General features: G+C 61.6%; 20 protein-coding genes. 5 read left to right on the top strand and 15 right to left on the bottom strand.

Going from position 1 to position 24,235, the window contains the following annotated elements:
• Nucleotides 1-3: 3 nt before the first annotated feature.
• From VGO04_RS02570 to VGO04_RS02560, 3 genes are read right to left on the bottom strand one after another with little or no spacing between them, the layout of a single operon-like run.
• Complete coding sequence (locus VGO04_RS02570; protein ID WP_327494394.1) at nucleotides 4-429, bottom strand: GNAT family N-acetyltransferase; 426 nt, start codon at nucleotides 427-429, stop codon at nucleotides 4-6.
• A gap of 11 nt (nucleotides 430-440) precedes the next feature.
• On the bottom strand, nucleotides 441-1,484 hold the full coding sequence (locus VGO04_RS02565; protein WP_327494393.1) for an Ldh family oxidoreductase: 1,044 nt from the start codon (nucleotides 1,482-1,484) through the stop codon (nucleotides 441-443).
• Nucleotides 1,477-3,399, bottom strand: a complete 1,923-nt coding sequence (locus VGO04_RS02560; RefSeq protein ID WP_327494392.1) for a N,N-dimethylformamidase beta subunit family domain-containing protein — start codon at nucleotides 3,397-3,399, stop codon at nucleotides 1,477-1,479. The genes VGO04_RS02565 and VGO04_RS02560 overlap by 8 nt, the downstream gene beginning before the upstream one ends.
• Before the next feature lie 398 nt (nucleotides 3,400-3,797).
• Between VGO04_RS02560 and VGO04_RS02555 the strand changes: the two genes are divergently transcribed.
• Nucleotides 3,798-4,478, top strand: a complete 681-nt coding sequence (locus VGO04_RS02555; protein ID WP_327494391.1) for a GntR family transcriptional regulator — start codon at nucleotides 3,798-3,800, stop codon at nucleotides 4,476-4,478.
• 28 nt (nucleotides 4,479-4,506) lie between these two features.
• Here the strand turns inward: VGO04_RS02555 and VGO04_RS02550 are convergent, their stop codons facing one another.
• Nucleotides 4,507-4,917: a MarR family transcriptional regulator gene (locus VGO04_RS02550; RefSeq protein WP_327494413.1), complete on the bottom strand. Its 411-nt coding sequence runs from the start codon at nucleotides 4,915-4,917 to the stop codon at nucleotides 4,507-4,509.
• Nucleotides 4,918-5,034: 117 nt separating this feature from the next.
• Between VGO04_RS02550 and VGO04_RS02545 the strand changes: the two genes are divergently transcribed.
• Complete coding sequence (locus tag VGO04_RS02545) at nucleotides 5,035-6,171, top strand: NAD(P)/FAD-dependent oxidoreductase (protein ID WP_327494390.1); 1,137 nt, start codon at nucleotides 5,035-5,037, stop codon at nucleotides 6,169-6,171.
• Between the two features lie 121 nt (nucleotides 6,172-6,292).
• On the opposite strand, the gene VGO04_RS02540 is transcribed toward VGO04_RS02545, so the two are convergent.
• Both VGO04_RS02540 and VGO04_RS02535 read right to left on the bottom strand, forming a co-directional pair.
• Nucleotides 6,293-7,576, bottom strand: coding sequence for a sensor histidine kinase (locus tag VGO04_RS02540; protein ID WP_327494389.1), 1,284 nt, complete (start codon nucleotides 7,574-7,576; stop codon nucleotides 6,293-6,295).
• The gene (locus VGO04_RS02535) at nucleotides 7,576-8,259 is read right to left on the bottom strand and encodes a response regulator transcription factor (RefSeq protein ID WP_327494388.1); all 684 of its coding nucleotides are present in this window, start codon (nucleotides 8,257-8,259) and stop codon (nucleotides 7,576-7,578) included. Before VGO04_RS02535 ends, VGO04_RS02540 begins: the two co-directional genes overlap by 1 nt.
• Before the next feature lie 146 nt (nucleotides 8,260-8,405).
• Here VGO04_RS02535 and VGO04_RS02530 point away from each other — a divergent pair, with 146 nt between their 5' ends.
• Genes VGO04_RS02530 through VGO04_RS02520 form a run of 3 tightly spaced genes read left to right on the top strand, consistent with a single transcriptional unit; the run spans nucleotide 8,406 to nucleotide 14,016 of the window.
• A complete protein-coding gene (locus tag VGO04_RS02530) occupies nucleotides 8,406-9,851 on the top strand; it encodes an efflux transporter outer membrane subunit (RefSeq protein WP_327494387.1) in 1,446 nt (481 codons plus the stop codon).
• The gene (locus VGO04_RS02525; protein WP_327494386.1) at nucleotides 9,851-10,921 is read left to right on the top strand and encodes an efflux RND transporter periplasmic adaptor subunit; all 1,071 of its coding nucleotides are present in this window, start codon (nucleotides 9,851-9,853) and stop codon (nucleotides 10,919-10,921) included. The genes VGO04_RS02530 and VGO04_RS02525 overlap by 1 nt, the downstream gene beginning before the upstream one ends.
• Nucleotides 10,921-14,016, top strand: a complete 3,096-nt coding sequence (locus VGO04_RS02520) for an efflux RND transporter permease subunit (protein ID WP_327494385.1) — start codon at nucleotides 10,921-10,923, stop codon at nucleotides 14,014-14,016. The genes VGO04_RS02525 and VGO04_RS02520 overlap by 1 nt, the downstream gene beginning before the upstream one ends.
• A gap of 205 nt (nucleotides 14,017-14,221) precedes the next feature.
• On the opposite strand, the gene VGO04_RS02515 is transcribed toward VGO04_RS02520, so the two are convergent.
• The 9 genes from VGO04_RS02515 to VGO04_RS02475 form a co-directional block, all read right to left on the bottom strand.
• Nucleotides 14,222-14,848, bottom strand: a complete 627-nt coding sequence (locus tag VGO04_RS02515) for a hypothetical protein (RefSeq protein WP_327494384.1) — start codon at nucleotides 14,846-14,848, stop codon at nucleotides 14,222-14,224.
• Nucleotides 14,845-16,359 (bottom strand): sugar ABC transporter ATP-binding protein, encoded by a 1,515-nt coding sequence (locus VGO04_RS02510; protein ID WP_327494383.1) that lies wholly within the window; start codon nucleotides 16,357-16,359, stop codon nucleotides 14,845-14,847. The genes VGO04_RS02515 and VGO04_RS02510 overlap by 4 nt, the downstream gene beginning before the upstream one ends.
• 60 nt (nucleotides 16,360-16,419) lie before the next feature.
• Entirely contained in the window at nucleotides 16,420-17,373 is a 954-nt protein-coding gene (locus tag VGO04_RS02505) for a substrate-binding domain-containing protein (protein WP_327494382.1), read from the bottom strand.
• 70 nt (nucleotides 17,374-17,443) lie between these two features.
• Nucleotides 17,444-18,463 carry an ABC transporter permease gene (locus VGO04_RS02500; protein WP_327494381.1) on the bottom strand — a complete coding sequence of 340 codons (1,020 nt, stop codon included), beginning with the start codon at nucleotides 18,461-18,463 and terminating at the stop codon, nucleotides 17,444-17,446.
• A 325-nt stretch (nucleotides 18,464-18,788) separates the two neighbouring features.
• On the bottom strand, nucleotides 18,789-19,799 hold the full coding sequence (locus tag VGO04_RS02495) for a sugar-binding transcriptional regulator (RefSeq protein WP_327494380.1): 1,011 nt from the start codon (nucleotides 19,797-19,799) through the stop codon (nucleotides 18,789-18,791).
• Between the two features lie 68 nt (nucleotides 19,800-19,867).
• Nucleotides 19,868-20,518, bottom strand: a complete 651-nt coding sequence (locus tag VGO04_RS02490) for an SIS domain-containing protein (RefSeq protein WP_327494379.1) — start codon at nucleotides 20,516-20,518, stop codon at nucleotides 19,868-19,870.
• Nucleotides 20,508-22,055, bottom strand: coding sequence for a xylulokinase (gene xylB / locus VGO04_RS02485; RefSeq protein WP_327494378.1), 1,548 nt, complete (start codon nucleotides 22,053-22,055; stop codon nucleotides 20,508-20,510). Before xylB ends, VGO04_RS02490 begins: the two co-directional genes overlap by 11 nt.
• Nucleotides 22,056-22,113: 58 nt before the next feature.
• A complete protein-coding gene (locus VGO04_RS02480; RefSeq protein ID WP_327494377.1) occupies nucleotides 22,114-23,151 on the bottom strand; it encodes an NAD(P)-dependent alcohol dehydrogenase in 1,038 nt (345 codons plus the stop codon).
• A gap of 101 nt (nucleotides 23,152-23,252) precedes the next feature.
• Nucleotides 23,253-24,218 (bottom strand): sugar ABC transporter substrate-binding protein, encoded by a 966-nt coding sequence (locus VGO04_RS02475; protein WP_327494376.1) that lies wholly within the window; start codon nucleotides 24,216-24,218, stop codon nucleotides 23,253-23,255.
• Nucleotides 24,219-24,235: the final 17 nt, after the last annotated feature.

The raw sequence follows: 24,235 nt of genomic DNA, 5'->3' as shown, positions 1-24,235 counted from the left end.
GGCTCAGGACGCTTGGCGCATGAAGTAGAGGCCGGGCAGATTGCTCGTAAAGCCCCATTTTTCATAGAAAGGCACCATTTCTTCGAGGCAGTAGAGTTCGCGATGCCTGACGCCCGCGAGGACGGGATCTGTCATCACCGTGTCCATCAAGAGACGGCCAAGCCCGGTGTTCCGCCACGTGTCCTTGACGATGATGTCGAAGATCATCGCCTTGTAGACGCCGTCGGTCATCGCGCGTGCAAACGCTACGAGTTCGTCGTTCAATGGATCGACGAACGCGAAAACCGGCCCCGCGTGCCGCATCAGCCGTTCGACATCTGCCTTTTGCCGCCCCTTGGTCCACCATTCCTGTTGAAAGAGGTCGACCAGCTGGTCGACCTGCCCCGGGGCCAGCTCTCGCCGCAATTCCAGTCTGTTCTTATCGAGCATCGTCTGCACCTTCATGTTTGAGTGTTCTGGTCGCACGCCATCAGTCGCAGCCGCTGAAGATCACTCGCCTTGACCGGAATGCCCGAGCGCCCGGATGCGGCGCGGTTCGCAAACCGGCGCGCGCCCGGCAGGCGGTCCTGGCCGGCGTCGAGCAACTGGCGACAGAGGAGCGCCATGCGGGATGTGAAATTTGCGGAGCCGCCCCAGCTCGGGTCGATGACGATCAGGAGCTGACCCGCTTTCGGGGTCTGCGCGCCGGGAAAACCGGTGAAATCGGTCTCGAACGAAAACTGTCCGCCCGTGACGGCGCCGGCGAGGATTTCGACGAACAGGGCGATCGACGAGCCCTTGTAGCCGCCGAAGGTGTTCAAAGCGCCGCCTGCCAGGATCTGATGGGGATCGGTCGTGGGCTTCCCGTCACGATCAACACCCGTGCCGTTTGGCACCGCCTTGCCGGCCAGCGCATGGAGGCGCACTTCGCCGTTCGCCATCACGCTCGTCGCCTGGTCGACGACCAGAGGCCCGCTGCATTCAACGGGAACAGCAAAAGCGATGGGATTGGTGCCGAAGACGGCCTGCCTGCCGCCGTGCGGAACGACGTTTGCAAGGCCGTTCACCATCGTCATGGCGAAATAGCCGTCAACGGCGAAGGGCTCGACGTCCGGCCACAACGCGCTGAAATGATGGGAATTGCGAATGGCCGCGATTGCGATGCCGGTTTCGCGAACAGCCCGCCGGATCATCGGATCAGCAGACGCGAGTGCGCTTTGCGCAAAACCGTTCCGTGCGTCGATCCGAATGAACGAAGGCCCGAAACGTTCGACGGCGGGAACCGCCTGCCCACTCACCCACCCGGATCGAAGCGAATCCACATAGCCTGGCATTCGGAATATGCCGTGGCTGAGCGCGCCGTCCCGTTCGCATCCGGCGCAGTTTTCCGCGAGAATATAGGCCGTGTCCAGCGAAGTGCCGCTGCTGACGAATATCGCCCGCAGAAGCGACTTCAGGTCTTCGAAGGTGATGCGAACGTCCTCGCGATCATCGGCCTCAATCATCGAGAAAACTCCTCAGGCAATTCTCAAGAAGCCGCGAGACATTGTTGTCGTAATTGTTGTGCGACAGGCTCCCGCAAAACGTGATCGAGCCGACGGCAAAAAGGCCGCCGGCCGTCTCAGACCGGCCGTAGACGATGTTGGCGCTCACGCCACCCTGATCTCGCGGGGGGCCATCGAACACTCCGGGAAGCAGAAGCTCTTCGAACGTCGTGTGGAAAGACGGTCCGTGCCCTTCAGAGAAGGCGACAACTGTCGCGAAATCGGGCGTGCCGAGATCCGTCGCCGCCTGGTCGATCTCGAAGCCGGCAGCACCTCCCCCAGACAATCCGAAATCTCCGATGCGCTCGTTTGGCGAAATGCCCTTAAACAGGAAGGCGAGATCGTCGCGATATGACGCGGGGGTCCGCAGATAATAGGAGCCTTCGAATGCGCCCTCAGCCGTGAAGCCGACGCCGGCAACCTTCTGTGGAGGAATGCCATTGCGGCGCCACAAGCCGCCATACTCCCCATCGAGCTGGTGATAGTATTCTCCGGGTGCGCTCGCCCACACTCGCATGCCGCCCTCGGCCCGTCGGACCTCGATCATATGAGGCATGTCGTCATTGCGACCGATCTTCCAATAGAAGCCGTTGCCGCCGAGATACATCAGGTTGCCGCCGCCTTCCCGATAGGCGATCAGCGCCTCGATCGTCCGCCGGGTGTGATATTCGGGGTGCGTTCCCGTCAGCACCACGTCATAGGCCGACAACGCGGCCAGTCCGTCCCGATCGAGATCCTCGTCGGTGATGACATCGAAGGCGAACCCCTTCTCCTCGAGCCAATCGGTGAGATGCGAGTCCGCCGGAAAGTGGCGCAGGCCTGACCCGTTCTCGTCGAAGTAGATCAGGTATTGCGGCCGCATCGTCAGAATGGGCCGAAGGCGCGACGACAGCGTGATGCCGGTTCCATCGGGATGTCGGCTATAGGTCGAGTAGCCATAGGCTCCAACCTCATCCGGATTGAGCGGATAGGCGTTCCACGCCGCCACCCGCTCCGAAAGCGCGCCGGCAAAGTTACCGCGGGCGAAGTTGGCGTAGGCCATATAGGTGAAGGTCGGGGCGAGGAAGACAATCCTCTGCCGTGGCGTTCCCTCCCCCGGGGTCACGTAGAACGGAATCGTATCCTTGCCGACGCCGTTGTCGATCTCCAGCCCATAGACCCCGGAACGGATGTGCGCGGGCACGTTGACTCGGATCGTGGTCTGCCACCCGCAATCGCTGAGATCGTCGGAATGAAAGGCGATTGCAGCATAGTCATCAGGGGCATGCTTCCAATCCATGTTGCGGCCGGACCAGGCGGACGACCGGACGGCGCGGGTCGGCATGTTGATGAGCGACAGGTCTCGCCCCGCAGCTTGTTCGTCCGGCACCAATGTCTGATGGGCGTCACCGCCGAAGTTCCAGCTGGCAAGGACCTCCCAGGCGGCACCCGGCCCGATCTCTTTCGTGTCATCGCGCAGAACGCTTATCGATGGATTTTCGATGACACCGTTGAAGGTCTGGTGAGGGTGCCCCTGCCAAAGAGCGGCGATACAGATATGGTCGGCGCCAGCGAGTGCCACGCGCATTGGGCTCGGGAATATGGCGCACGCCGCTTCTTCTTCGTTTTTCCGATGGACCGGCGAAACGGCAATCATGACACCCTTCTTGTCGAAGGCGACCTCAAGGCTGGACCAACGCCCCGTCGGCAGGTCCATATCCAATTCATGCCCGAGCTCCTGATCCAGGCGCCGCAAGAACAACCTGTTCTTGCGGATGGCCACCTCCACCCCGGCGGTGCCATCGGCGTCTTGTAGCGCAAACAGCGTCTGAACCACGTCCGATTGCAGCGTCGGCTTCAGTCTTAAGTCGACCTTCACGGCTGCATGATCGTCCAATCCCGGAATGGCGCCGAACGCGCACGATCCGAGATGGGCCGGCTGTGCGGTGCAGGCGTATTCTTCCGCGAGGCCGAAGTCGGCTGCCTCGGTCTTGGCGCCCGGCCCGTTTGGATTTGGATCACAGCATATCAGGCGAAGCGCGCGCGCAGAGACTGGGCGATCTCGCTCAGACGAGATCTTGAACTCCAACGTCCCACCCGGCGCCGCACTCAGCGGTGTCACATATCCAATCAGGTCAGGAGTTTTCTGCCCACTCATCATCGCAATTCCGCTTGTCTTTGTTATATTGAATATCGTATACGATTACGAGTCAAGACATTGAATACAAGATCGTATATGTCCTACGTTATTCGATGTGATTGACGGGTCGGCGACGACCGATCATGGAGTGAACATTGCCGCTCAAAGCCCTGAACCTGCCATCGCTCGGCAACGCGCCGCCGACCTCGGACATCATCGCCAAATATATTCGCGAAGCGATCGTCGCCGGCATCCTGGACGAAGACGAGCCGATCCGGCAGGATGACATTGCCAAGCTTTTTGACGTCAGCAAGATACCGGTTCGCGAAGCCTTGAAGCGCCTCGAGGCCGAGGGGCTCGTCGAGTTTCACAGGAACCGCGGCGCTGTCGTCACCAGCATCACCGAACCCGAGATCGCCGAGATCTTCGAAGTCAGGGCCATGCTGGAAGCCAACGCCCTGAGGCTGTCGATGCCGCGAATGTCCGAGCGCACGTTTCAAAGAGCGGAAGAATATTGCGATGAATTTGCGCGCGAAACCGACGTTGCGCGCTGGGCGGAGCTGAACTGGCAGTTCCACTCATGCCTCTACGAGGATGCAGACAAGCCCTTCCTGATGAACCTGATCCGGTCCGTGAACGACCGCATCGAACGATATCTGCGCATTCAGTTGACCCTGTCGGGCGGCACCGGCGTCGACGACCGGGAGCATCGCGAAATCCTCGCCGCCTGCCGAAAGAGGGACGTGGAACTGGCTTCGGAACTGCTTGTGACCCACATTACCAAGGCATGTGCGTCGCTGCTCAGCAACCTGCCGAAGGTCCGGGAGCGCAAGTAGCGCCCCCAACCGATCGGCAGATCGCCTTTCAGCGATCCGCAAGGTTCGCGTAAATGCGATGAAGCATATCGGTCAGCGTTCGCACCTCGTCAGGCGAAAACCCCGCGAGCGCTTCTCTGTTGTTATGACGCAGGACATCGCGGCCCGGTTCCAGTCGCCGATGGGCCTCGGCTTCCAGCGAAATCAGGCTGCTGCGCTTGTCGTTTGGATCGGGGTCGCGCCGTATCAGACCGTCCCGCTCCATGCGGGCAAGCAGCTGCGCCATGCTGGGCTGTTCCACGCCCGCAATGGCCGCGAGTTCCTTTTGTGTCAGCATTTCGCCGTTCTTCAGGGCGACCAGCACGGGAAGCTGCGCGACGCTGATCCCGACGTCCTTCAGCCCTTCATCGTCAAGCCTTGCCAGAAGCCGCGCAATCCGGCCGATCACAAGCGATGGCATCTCCTGCGGCCGCCATACGGTTCCGTCATTCATCATTCACATCGCCCCGCTTGCATTTACATAGGATCCTATTTATATCACATAGGGTCCTATGTTTTTTGTAAGCGAGATTGCTCAATGTTACAACGTCCCACCATCGCAATCGTCGGCGCAGGCCCGGCCGGACTCACGGTCGCGTCAATCCTTCAACGGCACGGTTGGAAAGTAACGGTGTTTGAGGCCGAAACCTCGCAACAGGCGCGAGATCAGGGAGGCACGTTGGATTTGCACGCCGAGACCGGCCAACGCGCGCTCGCACAGGCTGGCTTGCTGGCAGCCTTTCAGGAGATCGCGCGGCACGAGGATCAGGATACCCGCATGCTCGACTATCGGTCTGCAACGGTGCTTGCCGAAGATCTGCCGGCTCCGGGCGAAGGACAAAGGCCTGAGATCGACCGCCGCGCCCTGCGCGAGTTGCTCTTGTCCTCGCTTGCCCCGGGCACGGTAAAATGGGACCACCGCCTGAAGACAGTGACAAGCGACGCCAATGGCAGCCACCACCTGCACTTCGAAAACGGCATAAGCGCGTGCTTCGACCTGGTCGTCGGCGCCGATGGTGCCTGGTCTCGCGTGCGCCCGGCCCTCACCCGTGTCCAGCCGGTTTATACCGGAATGACCTTCGTCGAACTCTGGATTGACGAGATCGATGAGCGGCACCCCGAAATCGCAGAAATGATCGGCCGCGGCACCATGTTCGCGCTGCACGCGGGATTGGGCTTGGTCGCCCAGCGAAACGGCGGGGGGCATGTCCGCATCTACGCGGCGATCCCTCTTACTCTCGCTGAAGCCCAACGTCCGGATGCTGCCCTCGCCGGGTTGGGCAAAGCCCAGCTCCTCGAATGGTTCGACGGCTGGTCTGACAAGCTCTTGACGTTCATTTCCGATGCCGATGCGATCGCTGCGATCCGTCCGATCGTCGCGCTGCCTGCTGGCTTGCGCTGGCCGCATCAGCAGGGTCTCACCCTTGTCGGCGATGCCGCCCATGTCATGCCGCCCGTGGGCGTCGGTGTAAATCTGGCCATGCTGGATGCGGCGGAATTGGCCGAAGCCCTGGTGTCGGCAGCCGGGTGGCCGCAAGCGGTCGCGGAATTCGAGATCATGATGCTGGACCGCGCAGCCGGCATTGCAGACGACGCTGCCTCCGGCTTTGCAGACATGTTTTCTGCAGATGCACCGGCGGGCATGCTCGATCACATGAACAGCCGCCGCACCTGAAGGGGCCAAAGGGGCAATACGGCTTGCCGATCGTTGCTCCGCGGCCCATGCGGCTCACAATCAGCCGCGCCGTTCTGCGATCCGACGCTCAACGACATTGCCGCCACGGCTACAGCAACGGCTAAGCTGACACGCCGCTCCGCGGAGCTTTCGGCAGTTCCATCACAATCGTCAAGCCACCGGCTGTCCCGCTCGAGGCTTCCACAGTCCCGCCGTGCCATTCGATAGCCTGCTTGGTGATGGCAAGGCCAAGGCCATAGCCGCCGGTCGTGCCGGCAGCCTCCCCGCGGGAGAATGGATGGAAGATCTGGCCGAGCTCGGACGCGGGCACGCCTTGTCCCTGATCCGAGATCGTGATGCGCAATCGGTCGTTCTCAACTTTCGATATCACGGACACCTGCGTGTGGTCGGCCGTGTATTTGACCGCATTGCGCACCACATTCTCGATCGCCCGATAGATCAACTCGCCATTAACCTCGGCGACGAAGGCTCCCGCCCGATCGTGAGTGACCCTGATATCGCGACTCTGCGCCTCGAAGGCCGCGTCGGCGACAATGTCGTCAAGAATGTCGATGACATCGAGCGTCTGCACCTCGAGCCCATCCTTCGACTGGTCCGTGAGGCGCGCGAGCGTCAGGATCTCACCAACGAGGCCGTCGATGCGCTCGATCTCCCGGACCATTCGCCCCATGACCGCATCAAGCTTCGCGGGGTTCTGTTCCAGCACACCGATGGCGGCGCGCAAGCGCGAAAGCGGCGAACGCAGCTCGTGGGACACGTCGTGAAAAAGCCGCTGCTGCACCTTCTGCATTTCCTCGAGCCGCGCGGCACTCACGTCGAAATCATGCGCGAGGGCAGCCACCTCGTCCCTGCGCCCGCCCACCCTGTCGCCGATACGCACATGAAAGCGGCCGGCAGCGAGCGCACTCAGCCCGCCACGCAGGTGCTCCACTGGGCCGAGCAGATAACGAGCCAGCAGATAGGCGGCGATCGCGGCAGCGAGAAACGCCGAGAGCCACGGCACGAAGCGGGGCAGGATGCGAGAAAATGGTCCGTCCCCACGCTCCCTGAGGGCGATGCGGTAACAGAGGTCGCCATTCCTGACGATCCGCGTGCCCTCGGCTGGCGCCTGCGTACACTCGCCAGAGCTCGACACCGATGAAACCGCGAGCAGGACCGGCGTCGAGGCTCTCGCCGCTTCGGATATGAAGGCCTCGGCCGCGCCGAGCCCCTGTTTTTCAAGAAGCCGCGCCGCAACGTCAAGTGTAAGGGTCTGTTGCCCCTGTTCCACTTCGCGCGAGAAGGGCACGACCTGAAGGAAGGCGAGCACGGTGATCAGTACGGCGATCGAACCGGTCAGCGTCAGCCAGATGACCGCAAAGAACTTCCAGAACAGTCGACGCATCAGCGGTCCTGCACGAGTTGGTAGCCCTGCCCTCGGACGGACTGGATCCACGATTGGCCGTCCTCGCGCGCACCAAGCTTCTGGCGGACACTGCTGATGTGGACGTCGATCCGTCGGTCGAACGGGGTCAGCGCCCGGCCGAACGCCCGCTTGGAAATCTCCTGTTTGGGTACGAGTTGACCGACGCTGCGAGCCAGCACCTCAAGCAGGCTGAATTCGGTACCGGTCAGCTCCAGCGGCTTGCCGCGCCATTCCGCCGTCCGGCTTGCCGGGTGGAGGACGAGGTCGCCGGCTCGCAAGACCTCCGACACGGGTGCCGAGCGGACGGCGCGGCGCAGAATGGCGCGCAGCCGCGCCGCCAGTTCACCGGGCGAACAGGGTTTCGGCACATAGTCGTCAGCGCCGAGGTTCAAGCCGGCAATCCGGTCGGCATCGTCGCCCTTGGCCGTCAACATCAGGATTGGCACGGCACTGGTGCGGCGAATACGCTGAAGAAGCTCGATCCCGTTCATCTTCGGCATCATGATATCAAGCACGACGATATCGACGGCATTCGATGCCGTCAGCCCGATTGCCATGCGGCCGTCCTCGGTGGTGACAACGGAAAACCCCTCCTCCTCCAGGTATTCCTTGAGAAGCGTCGTGAGCTCCGTGTCGTCGTCGACCAGAAGGACCTTTTCCATGTTCAGCGCCTCCGCATGTGCAAGGAACAAGTATACGACGACACCGCCACAGGCACTGGATTTTACCTAACTTAACCGAGCTTTGACCGCACTTTACATTTGATCGGCTACATCCCGAGCAAGAGCAACGGGATTGAAAAAGCGCAATGAAGGCGGCCCATCGAAGATTTTCCGGCGCGTGCGGCATTGCTGTCTGCCTGATCGTTTCAGGTTGCACGACCCTCGCCGATCTCAAGGCGCCCGCCATGAAGGTCGCGGATCAATGGCATGCGACCCTGCCGCACAGCGGTCGGACAGTTGACCTGGTGTCATGGTGGTCGAGTTTCAATGATCCATCGCTCACCGCGCTTATCGCGGCCGCAGAGACTGAAAATCCAAGCCTTGAGTCCGCTGCGGCGGAGATCGAGAAGAGCCGCGCCACACTGGCGTCATCGCGAGCCGGCCTCTTCCCGGCACTTGACGGTTCGGCCTCGTCCACGGGTTCGGGCACCGGCGGCGTCAGCCGCAATCAGGTTGCAGGCGCGACGACAACGAGTGGCGGCCTCGACGCCTCATGGGAAATCGACCTCTTCGGCAAGCTGAGGCAAAAGAGCGAGGCGGCCGGGCTCCGGGTTCGCAAAGAGGTCGCCGATTGGCACGAGGCCCGCGTGTCGCTCGCCGCCGAGGTCGCGGACACCTACGTGCAATATCGGGCCTGCCGACAGCTCGAGAAGGTCTACGCCGCCGAACTCACCTCGCAGCGCGCGACGATCCGCGCCATGGAAACGGCAGCGACTTCCGGTTTCACCTCGAGCGCCGATCTGGCGTTGGCGCGAGCGGGTGCTGCCTCCTCATCCTCCACGCTGACGGCTCAGAGCGCCGAATGTGAGGTCCTCATCAAGTCACTCGCCCAGCTCTCGGGTGGCGACGAACCGCGCGTGCGCGACCTCCTGGCAAAAGGCAAGGCAGCCATCCCCTCTCCAAAAGACATCAAGCTGGCGGCCGTTCCGGCCGAAGCCTTGCGACAACGTCCTGATATCAATGCGCTGGAGCTGGAGATCGCGGCATCCCTTTCCGAAGTGGGGGCGGCAAGGGCCGACCTCTATCCGAGCCTCAGTCTCGGGGGGGCACTGACGATCGGCAGTTCCTCGTTGACTGGAAGCTCCGTTCCCTGGTCCTTCGGTCCGGCACTCACGATCCCGCTCTTTGATGGCGGATCGCGCCGCGCTGGCGTCGCCAGCGCCATCGCCGACTATGATGCCGCCGTCGCGGCCTACAAGACCGGCGTGTTCGACGCAGTCGCCGAGGTCGAGACGGCGCTCGTGCGCAGCAACAGTGCGCGCCGGCGCATTGGCGACGCCACCACCGCAGCCAAAAACTACCGGACCTATTTCAACGCCATCGATGCAAACTGGAAGGCGGGTGGAGCAAGCCTGCTCGACCGGGAGGAGGCGCGGCGGTCGGCACAGTCGGCCGAGGTCTCGCTGATCGAGATCCGCCGCGATTCCACGCGTTACTGGATCGCTCTCTACAAGGCACTTGGCGGCGGCTGGAGCCAAAACGCAGCCGCCCCGAAACCTCTCCGGGAACAATCAAAAGGAAACATGCTCTGATGCGATCGGTCCCTTTCCTCCTAGCACTTTCCCTCTGCGTTAGCGTTGTTTCCCCGACCCCGCACGCCCTTGCATTGGAAAATGAGGCGGCGGTCCTGACCGTCGCGGTGGCCAAGCCCACGATGCGCCAATGGCCTGAAACGGTACCGGCCAGCGGCTGGCTGAAACCCTGGCACGAGGCGGTTATCGCCGCTGAAATCGGCGGCCTTCGCATCACCGAAGTCCTCGTCGAAGTCGGATCGGTCGTTTCCAAGGGCCAGCCGCTCGTGCGTCTTGCCGACGAGAGCGTTCGCGCCGAACTGCGCAAGGGGGAGGCAGCGCTCGAAACGGCGAAGGTTGATCTTGCCAAGACCAAGGCAAACGCCGAGCGTGCTCGCAAAGTGCAGGCGAGCGGCGCGCTCTCCGACGAGAAGATCACCGAATACCTGATCGCCGAACAGACGGCGGTCGCGGCCGTCGAGTCTGCCGAGGCCTCGCTGGAAAGCCAGAAGATCAAGCTTGACCAGACGACCATCGTCGCCGCCGACGATGGTCTCATCACATCGCGCTCGGCCCAGCTCGGCGCCGTCGTTTCCTCCGGCGCCGAGCTGTTCAGGCTCATCCGCCAGCAGCGCGTCGAATGGCAGGCTGAAGTCTCGGCACGTCATCTTCCTCGCATCCAGGAAGGCCTCGCGGCCATTATCTCTGGTCCTGGAAACCAGCCTATCGAAGGGACGGTGCGCCTTGTTTCGCCAACGGTCAGCACCGACACCGGACGAGCGCTCGCCTATGTGGCGCTGGCGATGAAGGGCCATCCGCCTGTCGGTCTTTATGTCACCGGCCAGATCGAGCTTGAGACGAAGCCGGCATTGACGGTACCGGAGGCGGCACTCGTGCAACGCGACGGCATCAGCTACGTCTTCACCGTCGGACCTGACCGACGCGCCGCGCGCGTCCGTGTCGAGATCGGCCGGCGGAATGGTGGAGAGGTCGAGATCCTCTCAGGCCTCGATCGCGCAGCCGAGGTGGTAACGACAGGTGGCGCTTTCCTTGCGGACAGGGCCCTCGTTCGGGTCGCGGGAGAAGCCTGATGAACGTCTCATCCTGGTCGATCCGCAAGCCGGTTCCCGCCATCCTTCTTTTCATTCTCTTGACCGTGAGCGGCTTGCTCGCCTTCGATCGGCTCTCGGTCCAGAATTTTCCGGATATGGACCTGCCAACCATCAAGATCAGTGCCACGCTCGAAGGCGCAGCACCGGCACAGCTCGAAACGGAAGTCGCGCGCAAGATCGAGGACAAGCTCGCCTCGCTGAGCCTGCTCGACCACATCACCACGACGATCACGGATGGCGCGGTTTCCATCAACGTCTCGTTCGAACTCGAAAAGGACAGCGAAGAAGCTCTCAACGAGGTCCGCAATGCCGTCGACAGCGCCAGCGGTGACCTCCCAGCCGCCATGCAGACACCGGGCGTGACGAAAGTTACCGTGCAGGGCTCACCGCTCCTGACTTACGCCGTGCGTTCGACCCAGCTCGACGAAACCGAGCTCTCCTGGTTCGTCGACAACGACATGACCAAGGCGCTTCTGTCGGTGTCGGGTGTCGGCGAGGTCAGCCGGATCGGCGGGATCGACCGCGAAGTACACATCGATCTCGATCCCGAGGTCATGAATTCGCTTGGCCTCAGCGCCGCGTCCGTTTCCGCTCAGCTAAAATCCGTACAGTCGGACACCTCCGGCGGCCGGGCGGAAATCGGGGGTGGAAAGCAGGCCGTGCGCACACTCGGCGCGGTTTCGTCCATCGAGGATTTGAAGGCGCTCGCCATTCCGCTGCCGAGCGGACAGCTGGTGCGGCTCGACGAGATCGGAACCGTGACCGACAGTTTTGCCGACCGGTCGTCGATCGCCTATCTCGACGGCGCGCCGGCGATCGCCGTCCAGGTCAAGCGATCGAACGGCTTTTCCGACACCGGCGTCGCGGCCGATATTCAAACCGCCATGCGAGCCTTCGCTGCCGCCAATCCCGACATCGAGATCGTCGAGGCCTACAGCACCGTCGGACCGATCATCGAAAACTACGACGGCTCCATGCACATGCTCTATGAAGGCGCCATCCTTGCGGTGGTGGTGGTCTGGCTGTTCCTGCGCGACTGGCGGGCAACGTTTCTGTCGGCCGTCGCCTTGCCGTTGTCAGTCATTCCGACGTTCCTGGTGATGTATCTGGCGGACTTCAGTCTGAACACCGTCACCTTGCTGGCGCTCTCGCTCGTCGTCGGCATACTCGTTGACGACGCCATCGTCGAGATCGAGAACATTGCCCGCCATCTGCAGATGTCGAAGTCGCCCATGGACGCGGCCCTGGAGGCGGCAGACGAGATCGGCCTTGCCGTCATCGCCACGACCTTCACGCTCGTTGCCGTTTTTCTGCCGACTGCCTTCATGAGCGGTATTCCTGGCCTGATCTTCCGCCAGTTTGGCGTGACCGCGGCTGTCGCGGTTCTTGCCTCCCTGCTGGTCGCACGCCTGCTCACGCCGATGATGGCCGCCTATCTCATGAAGGCGCATCCGGTTGACCAGAAGGACGGCCGGATCATGCGGGCCTATATGGCCCTCGTCAAAGCATGCCTCAGCCACCGCAAGCTGACCGTGCTCGGCGTCTGCGTCTTTCTCGGCCTGTCGCTTTCGACGATCCCGCTCCTGAGTTCCGGCTTCCTGCCGGCATCAGACGATGCGCAGACCCAGGTGACCCTGACGCTGCAACCGGGCAGCACGATCGAGCAAACTGACGCGCTCACGCGCCGCGCCGCGCAAATCGTCTCCGACCTGCCGGACGTTACGCGCGTGTTTTCCTCGGTCGGGACAGCGTCGTCCGGGGGCGGCTTCGATAGTTCCATCACCAGCGATACGGCAACCGCCACGCTTGTCGTCGATCTCAAGAAGATCGGCGATCGCGACCGCAAGCAAGCCGAGATCGAAAATGATATCCGCCAGGCGCTCGCCGTCCTGCCCGGTGCCAGGATCGAAGTGGGCACCGGCAGCAACGGCACGACCTTGGAGATCACGCTTTCGAGCGACGATGCAGGTGCACTCGATCAGGCGGCCGTTACCCTTGAGGAACAGTTGCGCACGCTTCAGGGCATTGGCGCCGTGACCTCAAGCGCTTCGCTGCAGGCCCCGGAGATCCAGATCGTGCCCGACGTCGACCGCGCGGCAGCCCTCGGCGTAACCACCGAGGCGATCTCCGAGGCGGTCCGTGTGGCGACGAACGGAGACTACTCCACTGCGCTCGCCAAGCTCAACCTGCCGCAGCGCCAGATTTCGATCCGCGTTCGCTTCGATCCGAAGAACCGCACGACGCTTGGCGATATCGCGAACCTGCGTGTCGCAGGCGCAAGAGGCAGCGTCGACTTAGGCTCGGTCGCCGACATCCGTATCGGCGGCGGGCCGTCCGAGATCAATCGCATCGATCGGTCGCGAAACGTCACGCTTTCCGTCGAACTCAACGGACGCATCCTCGGCGACGTCTATCGCGAGGCGCAGGCATTGCCGGCCCTCAACAGGCTTCCTGATGGCGTCAAACTCGTCGAACAGGGGGAATTGCAGCGCAGCTCCGAACTTTTCGAAAGCTTCGGCATTGCCATGGCGATCGGCATCTTCTGCATCTATGCGGTGCTCGTCCTGCTCTTTCACGACTTCCTTCAACCGCTGACGATCCTGATGGCGCTTCCGCTGTCGCTCGGCGGCGCCCTGCTTCCGCTCGTGCTGACGGGCACCAGTTTCTCTATGCCGACCGTGATCGGGCTGCTGATGCTGATGGGAGTGGTAACGAAGAACTCGATCCTCCTGGTCGAATACGCGATCATGTCGCGGCGCGCGGGCCTTTCGCGGTTCGACGCGCTCGTCGATGCCTGCCACAAGCGGGCGCGGCCGATCGTCATGACCACGATCGCCATGGGCGGCGGGATGCTGCCGATCGCCTTGAGCCTGGCGGGCGGCGATTCGAGCTTCCGCCAGCCAATGGCGATCGTCGTCATCGGTGGTCTGATGACCTCCACCGTTCTCAGCCTCGTCGTCATTCCCGTCATCTTCACATTCGTCGATGACTTCCTTCAGTCCTTGAAGGCCTTAACGACGCGGAGGCGTGGGGAACCCCGCCGAAAGGAAGCAGGAATGCAACGGTCCAGTTAGAGGAGCTGCTCGGCCGTCGGACAGCCCAACCGACACGCCCGGAGTCACAGATCCCGGGATGCTCTGGCGGTGACGGCAGGTATTGAGCCGCGCTTGTGCCAGCCACTTGGAGCGCGGCATCACCCGTTGCCGACGATACATCATGCCAACTGCGGAACTCTTTCCGTCGATCTCGAGCAAGTTTGTTCTATCTGAGCCCGGAAAGTCACCCGGCAAGCGCGGCGACGAATTTCGCGGCTCGTTCCGCCACGTGCCCGTTAGAAAAGAGTGCACCTCCCACCACAGCGACGTCGACACCGTGCGCCCTAAGCCGGGCAAAATGCTCCGGTCCAATCTTGCCATCGACGACGGTGTGGAGCCCCTTGGGTCGTTGCGCGAGGCGCTCGAATGCTAGCTCATCGAATTTCCCTCCGCCCGCGGGCGCAGTTAGGAACAGACACCCGTCGATAGCCTCGAGAATTGGCTCCAGAACGCTCACGGGGGTCGTGTGTCGGAGCGCGGCATAGGCTTTGCCGCCATTGCGGCGAATGATGGAGACAAGATCACGAAGATCATCTTTGATCTCTACATGAACCGCGATCGAGCGGACCCCCATCTCGGCGACGCGCACGACGGCATCTCGCGGTCTGGCAAGCATCAGATGCACATCGAGTGGTATCTCTGTGGCCTGAGCAAGATCACGGATAAAGCGGAAGTTCAAACCGAACTCCGGCGCGAACTGGCCGTCCATCACGTCGAGATGGAATGACTCGGCATAGGGCGCGACGGCTTCTAACTCGTCGGTGATGAGGAGTGGATCGGCAGCATAGAGCGACGGGGAAAGCGCGGTCATGCCGCCGGCACCTCTTCGACGTGCGCCCACGCGGCTTCACGCAGCTTTGGAAGAGACCAGTCCGCAACGGCCCTCGGCTCCGTGATGCAGCGGCCGTGCTGGAAGATGGCGATGCGATCGCAGATCTCCATCAGCTCCTCCTCCTCGCTGGAGACGACGACGATGCAGCGACCTTCGTCCGCAAGGTGACGGATGATGTCGTAGATATCCCCCTTCGCACCGATGTCGACACCTTTGGTCGGCTCATCCAAGAGAATGAGGCCGGCATTCTGCTCGATGATACGGGCAAGCAGGACCTTTTGTTGGTTACCGCCCGAGAGCGACTTCACAGGGGCATCGAGGCGACCGCGCGTGCCGATGGTGGCAAGGGTCCGTTGGGCTGCGGCGCGTGCACCGGCAAGGTCGACAAATCCAGCGCGGCGGTAACGGCTGAGCGTGGACAGGACCACGTTCTGGAAAGAATTCATCAACGGAATGAAGCCGTCGATCTTGCGCTCTTCGGTCAGGAACGCAATTCCGCTTTCGATCGCGGCTTTCGGAGTGCTTGGACGATAGGGTTTTCCGCCAAGCTCAACCGTTCCTCGGATTACGGGTTCCATGCCGTAGAGAGAGCGCAGCAATCGGGTACGGCCGGATCCCACGAGACCGTAAAGTCCGAGCACCTCGCCGCGACGCGCCTCTATGTCCGCGCTCTTGAGGCGATTGCCTCCAAGCCCCCTGGTGCGAAGAAAGACGCTGCCTGCGGTGCGTGCCTCGCGGGCGGTTGCCACATGCTTGCCGTGCGCATCACCGACGATGGCATCGACGATCGCCTGCTTGCTCACGGCCGTACCCGATGCATGGTAGACGACACGGCCACCGGAAAGCACGGTCGCCTCGTCACACACCGTCAGAACTTCATCGAGCTTATGGGAAACGAGCACAATGCCGATGTTGCGCTCAAGCGCGATTGCCCGCACATGCGCAAGGAGCTCGGTTGATTGCTGGCCGTCAAGCGCAGTTGTCGGCTCGTCGAGGAAGAGGAAACGCGCCTTGCCCTCGAGATTTGCGATCACCTCGATCAACTGTTTTTCAGGATGTGACAGCCCCTTGACGGTGCGCGTCACGTCGATCGAAAGACCGTAGGAAGAGAGCAGCTTGACACTGTAGCTATTCATCTCCGCGGTACGTTTCAGGCCATTCAGCGTCACCTCGCGACCGAGAAAAAGGTTCTCCGCCACCGTCAGGTTGGGGATGAGGCGGAGCTCCTGGTAGACGCAGCCGATCCCCTTGGCCAAGGCCTCCCGCGGGGATGCAATGACAAGGGTTTCGCCACCGATCGCAAGCGTTCCGTTGTCCTGCGGCTGGGCGCCGGCGAGGATTTTCAGCAGCGTCGACTTGCCGGCACCGTTGTGGCCGAACAGGCCATGGATCGTGCCGGGCTTCACTTCGAAATCGATGCCGTGCAGAACACCGACGCCGGCAAATGCCTTGGTGATGCCTTCTGCCCTGTAGCTTGCCAGTTCGGACATATCCATAACCTCCCGATGATCGTGTCGCGCGGCTTGGGACGCCGCGCGACGGCTGTGATTTCAATAGGCCTTGTCGACCACTTCGCCCGCGTTGTCCTTGCTGACAAGCAGCGGCGGGCTGTCAACGATCGGCTCGAGCTTTTCGCCGGCGAGAAACTTCTTGATGTTCTCGACCTGGATCTGCGCGAGCTTCGCTGGTTCCTGGATCGCGCCTGCCTTCAGGATCGAGTTGTCCTCGATATGTTTGACGCCGAGCTTGTCGACGAAGGCATAGAGCTTCACGTCGTCACGTCCCAGTTGCTGGATTGCCGCAATCGCGCCAAGCGCCGACGGTTCGGTGTCGGAGTAGACGACGGTGATCTCCGGATTGCCCTGGAGCATCTCGGTCGTCACCTTGAGGGAAGTGGTTTCCTCAACCTTGCCATTGACGAGGGCAACGAACTTGACGTTGGGATTGGAGGCGAGCGCCTCCTTGAAGCCTTCGTCACGCGCATTGGCTGCGACCGATGTCGGCTCGCCGACGATGCCGATGACCGCCTTGCCATCAGCGCCGATGTCCTTCAGCAACTGTTGGCCGATATAGACGCCGCCGGCCTTTTGGTCCGTCTGCACGCCTTGCTCCAGCTTGAGGTTCTGCCCCTTCAGGCTCTCCGGGTCAGGCAGGATGTTGATGGCGAAGACAGGAATGTTGGCCTGATTGAGCTCGGCGACCGAGGCGACGCAGGGACCGGACGACACGCAGTTGAGCGCGACCGCAGCAACACCTTGCTGGACGAGCGTCTGTACTTGCGAGAGCTGCTTGGCGTCGTCGTTGTCGGCGATCAGAACCCGCACTTCAAAGCCTTGGGCGGCGCCATTTTCCTCGAAGCTCTTCTTCATGGCGACGTAATAGGGATTGGTCAGGTTGGGTAGCGCGACACCGAGCACCTTCGTTTCCTGCCCGTAAGCTGCCGAGGCAGAAAGGGCGAGCGAAAGGCCGAACGCAGCCCATGCGGAATTCCTCAGAGTCTTCATCTTACTCCTCCTTCATTGGACGATGAATTGTCAGTCGTTGCCGGGACGGCCGGCTCCGTCTCGCGGGGCTTCAGGCGCCCGAGAATTTCTTTCGGATCAAAGCGACCCAAGGCAGCGACAGGCGGCTCGAAGAGCGCAGCGTGTCGAACGTGACGCCGACCAGGATGATCACGCCGATGACCAGCGGCTGCCAGTAGGCGCTGACATTCAGCACGTTCATGAGATTGGAGATGGTGGCGATCAGGGTCGCACCGATCATTGCGCCGTAGACCGATCCGATGCCACCGAAGAGGCTGACGCCACCGACCACCGCGCCGGCGATCGAGAAGAAAAGCTCATCGCCGCGACCGGCAGTCGGGTAGCCCGTCATCAGCCGCGAGCCGTAGATCAGGCCACCGCAGGCACCGCAAAAGCCGGAAATCGCATAGACGAGGATGGTGATGCGCGAGGTGTTGACGCCGGCAAGTCGCGCGGCTTCAGCATTGCCACCGACGGCAAAGATGTGCGTACCCGTGACCGTTCGCTTGATGAAGATCGCTGCGGCGGCAATGGCAATCGCAAGTGCTATGACCGGAAAAGGTATGCCGAAGATCTTGGCCTGGCCGATCAGGCGATAGCCGAAGTCCATCACACGAATGGATTCCGCGCCCGTGATGATCTGAGGGATGGAGGCCGCGACACCCATCATGGCGAAGGTCACGATGAAAGGCGGCACACCTGTCTTGTCGATGATAAAACCGTTGAGAGCGCCTGCAAGCGCGCCGACGGCCAGGACCAGTACAGCCGCGACCGGCCAGGGCAATCCCAGCGTCTCGATGAAAACGGCTGCCAGCACGCAGGTCATTGCCACAACGGAGCCGCACGAAAGATCGATGCCGCCCGTAAAAAGTACGAAGGACTGTCCAAGGCAAAGAAAGCCAATGACGGCGCCGTTCAAAAGCAGAACGAACAAGTTGGACAGGGTCAGGAAATTTGGCGATGCCAGCGAACCGGCGATCATCACAATCAGCAAAACGAAAGCGATACCTGCCTCCGCCGGTATGCGAATGCCCTTGCCATCATTGATCGATAGGGGCGCTGCGGCTGTCATCAATTCTCTCCCTTGATCTTTCCCGCGCAAGACATTGGCAAACGCCGTAGCTCTTGACGAAGGGAACAATGCTCATTTGAGCCTGAGATACTCAGAGAAACGAAGGGCACGCGCACGCCGTCCGACGCCCACGTCAACAACCCGGGCCGTCTTTTGCAGAAACTGTGACTTCGTCTCGAACTCCGAGGGGAGTTTTGGCGGCAACCTTGCGCCGCCTGAGCAGCCAACCGCGCGAACGCAGTCTACGCCTCTCCTCTTGAAGAAGAGTTGTAGCTCAACGCTCAAAAGTCGTCAAGTGATAAACTATCCGCTCATTTGAGCGTTTTTAGGAAAGGTCCGCGAGGAGCCTCCGCGCCACGCCGGCGTCAGTGATGAGCGTGGTGATCCAGTTGCCCTTGAGCACGCAGCGGATAGCGTCGACCTTCTCGATGCCGCCGCTAATCCCGATCCGTTCGGGAACCTTCCGAAGCTGCTCGGTACTTATGCAAAGCCCCGTCTGGTCGAGTGGACTAGGCACGACCTTGCCGTCCCGGTCCAGCAAGGTGGCACACAGGTCGGCGGCTGCCCCGCGCTTGATGACGTCACGCCGCCAGTCATCAGGAAAACCGGAGCACAGGCAGGACTCTTCCGGCCGCCAGGAGCCAATGCCAACGGCCAATGCGTCAATCTTGTCGTATCGCGACAATGCACTCGCGATCCCAGTCTCGTTGCGCAGCTTTTCTACCAGACCGGGGTCGTCCACCCACATCGGTCCGAACAGCGGGTACGCGACGCCGCCGCTCGCACGCGCAAAGCGATGCACGAGTTCTGTGGGGTTTTGCGACAGGTCAAGGCCGGAGGGGCTCCCGGCCGCCTGCACCACGTCGACCTTTGGGAGATGAGTGAGCGCCTTTGCGGTCGCCGCCAGCGTCCGGCCCCAGGAAATTCCAAGCAGCTGTCCGTCTGAAAGGGATTCATCAAGGTAGTCGGCTGCAAGAAGCCCCAGCGGCTCAAAGAGTGACGAAGCGGGGAGGTCCGGTCCATCGAGTACCAGGGCCGACTTCAAGCCGTATGCGCGCCGCAGCTTCTCCGCCAGAGCGGTGTTGATATCCCCCTGGTCGTTGATCTCGATCTTGACGATCCCATCCTCAAGCGCGGTCTCCAGGAGGCGGGCGACCTTGAAACGCGAGATGCCGAGATCATCGGCGATCTGGGATTTGGTCTGCTGTTCGATGTAGAACCGTCTTGCGACCAACGACGCTTGAAGTTTCTCGAGAGGGCGCCGACGCATTTGATATCCGATCCGCTCATTTGTTGCATGTTCATCCTGTTTGACAGAAAGAACTGTATTCGGCAACCAGCGAACGAATGGCGATTTTTGCTGAATGGCATTGCTTCTGGAAATCGCCGTTCAGTGCTCGCGGATCACTCCAGATTGGCGTGGCGGCTTGCCATGGTGTCGTAGTCCTGGCCCAACCGATCTTTGAGCAGGCAGACGACGGATTCACAGCAGATGAACACGGCCTGCTCAAAAAGGCTGCGCATCGGCTGCCGGGACCGTCGTTCGTTCGGATTGACGAGGCCCGCAGGAGCAGACACGCGTATCACCAGATCTGCCTCAAGCTCGCGGGCTTCAGCATCCGATGCCGTAAACATGGCAACAAGGGCGCCGGCAGCTCGAGCCTTTCTCAGAACCGATAGAACGCTTGCCGACGATCCAGATCCCGACGATACGACAATAAGGTCACCCGCACCGGCAGGAGGACAGGGTAGACCGCCCGCCATATAGGCCTTCAGCCCAAGGTGGTTGAGCCGCATGCAAAACGAGCGGAGCAGGATACCGGAACGGCCAGCCCCCAGGCAGAAGATTTGCCTCGGCTTCACGAGCTCGTCGATCAGCCCCCCGACGTCAGCTGCACAGAGCGCTTGCAGTGTGGCGCTGATTTCCTGGAGGATCCCGGCGGAGGTTTCGGCCAAAAGATCGTGTGACATCTTGATATCCGACGCTTCGAGTGAACCTTGCTCGATCAGACCATGATGGCCACGAGCCCGCTCAACTGACTTTTCAGGACGCAACGCCGTGTTCCCGGCGCAGCAGTTCAAGGAACTCCGCGAAGACATCGCGGTAGAGGGCGACATTGGCCGCGTTGGGGTGAGCCGCCATCGCCTCGTCGAGTTCGACAAAACGATCGCAGATATCGGCGAGCGTCTCCCGCCCGCCCGACAGACGCCGTTCTACGGTCAGGGCCAAAAGGGCAGCGCCGAAGGCACCCCCTTCATCCCATTTGACGCGTACTGCCTCCGCGTCGAAAACATCCGCGATGATCTGACGCCAGGCGGGGCTGTTGGCGCCCCCGCCTGTCAGACGCAGCGTCTGGCGCGTTCCAGTATCGACGGGAAGCTGTCTGTAGCCGTACATCAGCACCAGCGCGACGGCCTCCGCACTTGCGCGCATCAGGTTGGACCGGCTGACATTGTCCTGCGAAAGGCCGAACATCGAGGCGCGGGCGCGCGGCAGCGACGGGCGTCTTTCTCCGTTAAAGAAGGGGAGGATCCGTATTCCGTCGGCGCCCGGCCTTGCGGCGCCGATCAGGCCATCGACATCGCCGACCTCGACGCCGAATAGGTCCCGCATGAGACTGGTGGACGAGGTCGCGTTCATCGTCGCCGTGGTGGGGATCCATCCGCCCTCCACGCCACAGAATACCTGCAGGCTGCGTTCGATCTCGGGCACCGGGCGCTCGCTGAACAGGTTCAGCACCCCCGAGGTGCCAAGACCAAGCGTGGCGCGCCCGTGGCGCACACTACCGGTCCCGATCGCCCCCATGACATTGTCTCCAGAGCCGCAGGCCACGATCGTCTCCGGCCGGAATCCAAATAGCTCTGCAATTTCACGCCGGACAGTTCCAATTGGTTGCAGCGGAGAAACAAGGGGCGGTAAAGCGCGCGCAAGCACACCGTCAGGATCGACAATTTCAATCATCCGTTCCGAGAACGTCCGGCTGACGACGTCAAAGAAGCCCGTTCCCGACGCCTCTCCCGCCTCCATGGCAAGGACGCCCGTAAGCCAGAAATTGAGATAGTCGTGCGGCAGGAGGATGTGCCGCATACGGGCGTAGATTTCCGGCTCATTGCGGCGCACCCAGCTTACCTTGGACGCCGTATAACCGACCGGCAATGTCGTGCCGAGAAGTTCCCATATACCGTCCTGCCCGCCCGCAGCTTCGATCAGCCGTTCGTTTTCGCCAGCTGTCGTTGTGTCGTTCCAGAGCTTGACGCCCCGGATCACCTGGTGAGCTTCGTCGAGCATGACCAAGCCATGATGCTGACCGGAGACAGCGATCGCCGCGACATCGGAGGCGGCCCGGCCACTTTCCCGGACCGCGTGGAAAACGGCTTGCTCAAGCGCCGAGGTCCACCATTCGACCATCTGCTCGCGGCGCCCCGTCGCATCCGCAATCAACTGGTGCGGCGCATACCCGCGCCCCACGATCTTCCCGCCCGCTTCCGGGTCGAAAAGAACCGCCTTGGTACCCTGGGTTCCGCAATCTATCCCCAAATACAGCATATCACTGGCCTCGATACATCTCGCCTTCAGCCGGTCAACCGGCATCGTTGGACGGTTCCGGCAGCGCCGGGAGGACACGTGCCGGAACCGCCGGCGTCTCAAGTCACATCATGTTGATGATGGTCTTGATGACGCCTGGAGGAGCTGAAGCCGCGAAATCGAACGCCGCGACGCTGTCCTCGAAATTGTAGTGCTTGTGGATCAGCGGCTTTACGTCGATCTGGCCGGACGCAATGAAGTTGATCGCGCGCTGATAGTCGTTCGCGTAGCGGAAGATCGAATAGGTGACGATCTCCTTGACCTGCAGCGCGACAACATCAATTGGGGTTGTGCCCTGGGGCATTCCGATCAGCACGATCTTGCCGCCGGCTGCGACGAACTCCGGCGCACTGGTGATCGCCTTGGCCGAGCCGCTTGCTTCAAACAGGATGTCAGCACCGTAAGGAAAATGTTCGGACACGAACTGCTTCAAATCGCCCTTGGCGACATTGAACGGCATAATGCGCCCGCCATAGGCGTTCTCGACGAGATCGAGCTTCTCCTGAACGACGTCGGTGATGATTACCTTGCTGCAACCCGAGGCGAGCGCTGCAAGCGCGATGATGACACCGATAGGGCCGGCGCCGGTAACGATGGCCGTATCCCCGGGAACGACACCGACCTTGCGCGCGACATGGACGCCGAGTGTCAGCGGTTCGACCATGACGGCTTCATCAAACGTCATATGGTCCGGGATCTTGAACGTGAGATTGGCGGGATGAACAACACTGTCACAGAGGCACCCGTGGACTGGAGGTGTCGCCCAGAACCGCACCGACGGATCGATGTTGTACATGCCGAGCATGGATTCACGGCTCAGCCAATTGGGAATGCCCGGTTCCATGCAGACACGGTCGCCCGGCTTGAAGTTGGTCACGTTCTTGCCAACCTCGGCGATGATGCCGCTGGCCTCATGGCCGAGGATCATCGGCTCGCGAACGACGAAGTCGCCGATGCGCCCGTGCTTGTAGTAGTGGACATCGCTGCCACAGATACCGACGGCGGCAATCTTGATCTTCACGTCATCGGGACCGACCGTCTCGTTGACCTCGATGTCCCGGATGCGGATCCGATCCTGTTCTTCCAGTACTAGCGCTCTCATTTTCAGAGGCCTCCTATTTCCCGACAGAAGTGCTGCTGAGCCCCCGGCCGACAATGCTGATGGAAGGTCCACGCCCTGACGGGCGTGGACCCGGGTTCGTGTTACTTAATGTTGCCGAGCTTCTTGTGGAGCTCGATATAGTTGTCGGCGTTGTCTTTGGTGATGAGTTCGGCTTCGATCTGCTGCGTGGTCTCGGCCTTGGCGCCGGTGAGCATGTCATGGGCAAGCTTCACCGACTTCTCAGCCAGCGCGTTCGCGTTCTGGAGCGTGGTCGAGGTCATCACACCATCCTTGATCAAGAGGACAGCCTCTGCCGTGCCGTCAACGCCGTAAACCAACGGCATTGCCTCGGCGCCGGAGCCCTTGACCGCCTCGATCGCGCCGGCGGCCATGTTGTCATTCATCGAGATGACGGCATCGATCTTGCCGTGCGCCTGGATCCAGTCTTCCATCAGGCGCATGCCTTCGTCCTTGTTCCAGTTGGCGATCTGCTCGTCGAGGATCTGAACGTCGGCCCGCTTGTCGAAGAACTCCTTCTGCCAGGCTTCGCGTCGCCCCAATGAATGCGGGTTGCCGGCCGGGCCGTTGAGGATCACCACCTTCGCATCCTTCGGGATCTGGGTGAGCGCCAACTTGGCGTTTTCCGCACCTTGCTGATAGGGGTTGGCGTCAACCGACGGGATGGAATTGTCATCAAAGCGCGGGTTGGTCGCGATGACCTTCATGCCCTGTTCCATCGCCTGCTTCACCGGATCGATCTGGATCGCCGGATCGAAGGGCTGAATGATCGTGAGGTCGAACTTGTTCTGGACCGCGTTCTCGATGTGCGACTGAATGAGTTCATTGCGGCTCTGGCCATCGAAAACCGTGATCTCCATATCGGGAAACTTCTTGCCCTCCTCAAGCACCGAGTTGGCGAGCCACGCTGCAAACGAGTCCCCTTGAGCGCGGGCGATGTACGCCACCCGGTACTTTGCATCCTGCGCCGTGGCGCTGCTCAAGGGAGCAGAGAATGCAGATGCAAACACGACGGATGCCGCGATCAGAGCCTTAAAACCGATTTTCATAGTCGTTCCTCCGGTGC

This window comes from Ensifer sp., from assembly GCF_035999185.1.
In the GTDB taxonomy this organism is placed as follows: Bacteria; Pseudomonadota; Alphaproteobacteria; order Rhizobiales; family Rhizobiaceae; genus Ensifer.
The sequence above is the reverse complement of the archived record's forward strand: the minus strand, read 5'-3'. Positions and strand labels throughout refer to the sequence as shown.

Excerpts from the sequence above, each read along its gene's own strand:
- xylB (WP_327494378.1), bottom strand. The coding sequence starts at position 22,055 with ATGCCGGTTGACCGGCTGAAGGCGAGATGTATCGAGGCCAGTGATATG.
- VGO04_RS02480 (WP_327494377.1), bottom strand. The coding sequence starts at position 23,151 with ATGAGAGCGCTAGTACTGGAAGAACAGGATCGGATCCGCATCCGGGAC.
- VGO04_RS02500 (WP_327494381.1), bottom strand. The coding sequence starts at position 18,463 with ATGACAGCCGCAGCGCCCCTATCGATCAATGATGGCAAGGGCATTCGC.
- VGO04_RS02505 (WP_327494382.1), bottom strand. The coding sequence starts at position 17,373 with ATGAAGACTCTGAGGAATTCCGCATGGGCTGCGTTCGGCCTTTCGCTC.
- VGO04_RS02535 (WP_327494388.1), bottom strand. The coding sequence starts at position 8,259 with ATGGAAAAGGTCCTTCTGGTCGACGACGACACGGAGCTCACGACGCTT.
- VGO04_RS02475 (WP_327494376.1), bottom strand. The coding sequence starts at position 24,218 with ATGAAAATCGGTTTTAAGGCTCTGATCGCGGCATCCGTCGTGTTTGCA.
- VGO04_RS02515 (WP_327494384.1), bottom strand. The coding sequence starts at position 14,848 with ATGACCGCGCTTTCCCCGTCGCTCTATGCTGCCGATCCACTCCTCATC.
- VGO04_RS02545 (WP_327494390.1), top strand. The coding sequence starts at position 5,035 with ATGTTACAACGTCCCACCATCGCAATCGTCGGCGCAGGCCCGGCCGGA.
- VGO04_RS02520 (WP_327494385.1), top strand. The coding sequence starts at position 10,921 with ATGAACGTCTCATCCTGGTCGATCCGCAAGCCGGTTCCCGCCATCCTT.
- VGO04_RS02550 (WP_327494413.1), bottom strand. The coding sequence starts at position 4,917 with ATGCCATCGCTTGTGATCGGCCGGATTGCGCGGCTTCTGGCAAGGCTT.
- VGO04_RS02570 (WP_327494394.1), bottom strand. The coding sequence starts at position 429 with ATGCTCGATAAGAACAGACTGGAATTGCGGCGAGAGCTGGCCCCGGGG.
- VGO04_RS02540 (WP_327494389.1), bottom strand. The coding sequence starts at position 7,576 with ATGCGTCGACTGTTCTGGAAGTTCTTTGCGGTCATCTGGCTGACGCTG.
- VGO04_RS02510 (WP_327494383.1), bottom strand. The coding sequence starts at position 16,359 with ATGTCCGAACTGGCAAGCTACAGGGCAGAAGGCATCACCAAGGCATTT.
- VGO04_RS02565 (WP_327494393.1), bottom strand. The coding sequence starts at position 1,484 with ATGATTGAGGCCGATGATCGCGAGGACGTTCGCATCACCTTCGAAGAC.
- VGO04_RS02530 (WP_327494387.1), top strand. The coding sequence starts at position 8,406 with ATGAAGGCGGCCCATCGAAGATTTTCCGGCGCGTGCGGCATTGCTGTC.
- VGO04_RS02525 (WP_327494386.1), top strand. The coding sequence starts at position 9,851 with ATGCGATCGGTCCCTTTCCTCCTAGCACTTTCCCTCTGCGTTAGCGTT.